The 1917-nt window shown below is 48.5% G+C and carries 4 protein-coding genes; all 4 read right to left on the bottom strand.

Going from position 1 to position 1917, the window contains the following annotated elements:
* Positions 1-54: 54 nt before the first annotated feature.
* Positions 55-1134, bottom strand: a complete 1080-nt coding sequence (gene cas1b, locus WBA23_RS23070) for a type I-B CRISPR-associated endonuclease Cas1b (RefSeq protein ID WP_424584634.1) — start codon at positions 1132-1134, stop codon at positions 55-57.
* Between the two features lie 10 nt (positions 1135-1144).
* Positions 1145-1534, bottom strand: a complete 390-nt coding sequence (locus WBA23_RS23065) for a type II toxin-antitoxin system VapC family toxin (RefSeq protein WP_424584633.1) — start codon at positions 1532-1534, stop codon at positions 1145-1147.
* The gene (locus WBA23_RS23060; protein ID WP_424584632.1) at positions 1531-1776 is read right to left on the bottom strand and encodes a hypothetical protein; all 246 of its coding nucleotides are present in this window, start codon (positions 1774-1776) and stop codon (positions 1531-1533) included. The genes WBA23_RS23065 and WBA23_RS23060 overlap by 4 nt, the downstream gene beginning before the upstream one ends.
* A 61-nt stretch (positions 1777-1837) precedes the next feature.
* Positions 1838-1917, bottom strand: an 80-nt coding sequence (locus WBA23_RS23055) for a Dna2/Cas4 domain-containing protein (protein WP_424584635.1), incomplete at its 5' end; no start/stop codon positions are given.

Raw genomic sequence — 1917 nt, 5'->3', positions numbered from 1 at the left:
GCAATATAGTAGGCCATGATACTAAATAGTCAATATGTCAAAGAACGTTAATTTTTACCACCACATATGAAACCCCTGGTAGGTATCTTCTTTCGGATCGCAGAAATGGCGGACTAATTTGTAGCACTCCAAACGTACCAGTCGTTCGTAGGATACTTTTCGTCCTAGACCGCGATGCTGTACCGTTTGCTGCATCCGCTCATCCCAGTGGGCTACAAAAACCTTCCGTCCAGCTTCGGTTAGGTAGCACCCACCCAAACGAGCTTCAAAGTGCTTAGGCGTAATTTCCCCGGTCTTCAGCAGCCGAAAGATCGTCCGATCTACAAGCAAGGGCTTAAAAATTTCGGCAATATCCAGTGCTAGCGAGTAGCGTCGGTCGCCCGGTTCGTGCAAGTAGGCAATAGTGGGGTCTAGCGCCGTACGGTAAATTTGCCGGAGAACCGCTGAATAGCACAGCGTATTGCCGAACGAGATCAGCGCATTAAGCTCGTTAGAGGGCGGACGACGTTCACGTTTGGTAAAGGGAAATTTTTTGGCAACGCTATCTCCCAACAGGATTGGCCAGAGCTGATAGTAGGCATCGCGTACCCGCCCTTCGCCACTCATTAATGTAGCAATGTCGGGGTAGCCAGCCAGTTGGTTTCGTACCGTTTCCATCATTGCCAAAGCGTTGGTTAGTGAAGTTGGATCATCAACCCGGGTGGTATAGTATTTCACCACCCGCCTAATGTTGAAGATGGACGCTTCTACCAATGCTCGAGCCAGGGTTAGCCTCCGGTGGTCACTTAGGTAGTGTTGTGCTTGTTGAACATGCAGTCGGCCCGATAGCTGCGCTGCCCGTGGCATAATCACCGAGGTGAAGTTACCGTAGTAGTCATAACAAAATGTAGGAATCTGCTGCTGAGCTAGAAAGGTGATCAGTTTGGTATTGATATCCACCTCAGCGAATAGAAACAGACTATCCACCGATTCTACCGGAAAGTTTACTTTACTACTGGTGAGTTCTCCCGATGGGGTGCCTTCATCTTCGGGAGCGTCTCCAGGCTGACGGGTGTCATCTCCACGCTCTAGCAGCAAGGTGTTATGACGACGTTTGAGCCGTCCGTTGGAAAACAGGTAGTAGGGTCGTTTCATGAATAACTGATCAAACTTCCAGGGGGTTGATTAGGTCAAGACTGGGGTCAATAGCATCTTGCAATTTTTTGAAATCTTTGATGTTTGCCGTAACCAACGTTCGCTGGTGAATACTAGCGGTTGCCGCAACGATGGCATCGCCTAGGCTTAGTTTCCGGTATTGGCGTAGCCGAGTGGCTTCCTGAATAGTAGGGTAGTCAACCGGATGCAAGTAGATCTCTTTAAAAAAGGTTTCAAAGAACGACTTTTGACGAGGTAATAAATCACTGTATCCGAGCACTTCAGCCACGCTGATTGCTGAGGCACTACAGGACTCATCGCGCATACGTTCTTTGATTTGATCGTGGTACCGGGGAGACTCCAGGTAGATGATCGTATTGCTATTCAATAGTAAGTTCATGATCTCCCGGGAAGCTTACGATCCTTACGAATATCCCGCTGCCAGGCAACGGGGTCGGGAATTCTGTCCAAGATATCATCTTGGGGCGGGTTTTGATCTATGAAGGCCAGTAACGCAGCCGAGTTAGGTTCTTTTGACTGAGATATCGGAGCCTCACGGTGGTACGAAAGGTCGTGATCCTGTAGCAGTGCTTCCACCTTCTGGGCTTCTTCTTCACTGGCGATATCAATAACAATTTTCATAGTAAGTGCTTCAGTGGTTATCCTAATATACGTTTTTTCGCCTGATTGAGGTTACTCAATTTCATCCGTAGCAGAGTTCTTCAAAAGCACATTTGCGACAGAATTTGCGCTGCGTAATGCGTGGCGGTGGCGTAGGTTGTT

Source organism: Tunicatimonas sp. (assembly GCF_049647865.1).
In the GTDB taxonomy this organism is placed as follows: domain Bacteria; phylum Bacteroidota; class Bacteroidia; order Cytophagales; family Cyclobacteriaceae; genus Tunicatimonas.
This window is presented reverse-complemented; position numbering and strand designations above follow the sequence as displayed.

What these genes read in the sequence shown, in the direction of transcription:
- WBA23_RS23065 (WP_424584633.1), bottom strand. Translation starts at nt 1,534, where the DNA reads ATGAACTTACTATTGAATAGCAATACGATCATCTACCTGGAGTCTCCC.
- WBA23_RS23060 (WP_424584632.1), bottom strand. Translation starts at nt 1,776, where the DNA reads ATGAAAATTGTTATTGATATCGCCAGTGAAGAAGAAGCCCAGAAGGTG.
- cas1b (WP_424584634.1), bottom strand. Translation starts at nt 1,134, where the DNA reads ATGAAACGACCCTACTACCTGTTTTCCAACGGACGGCTCAAACGTCGT.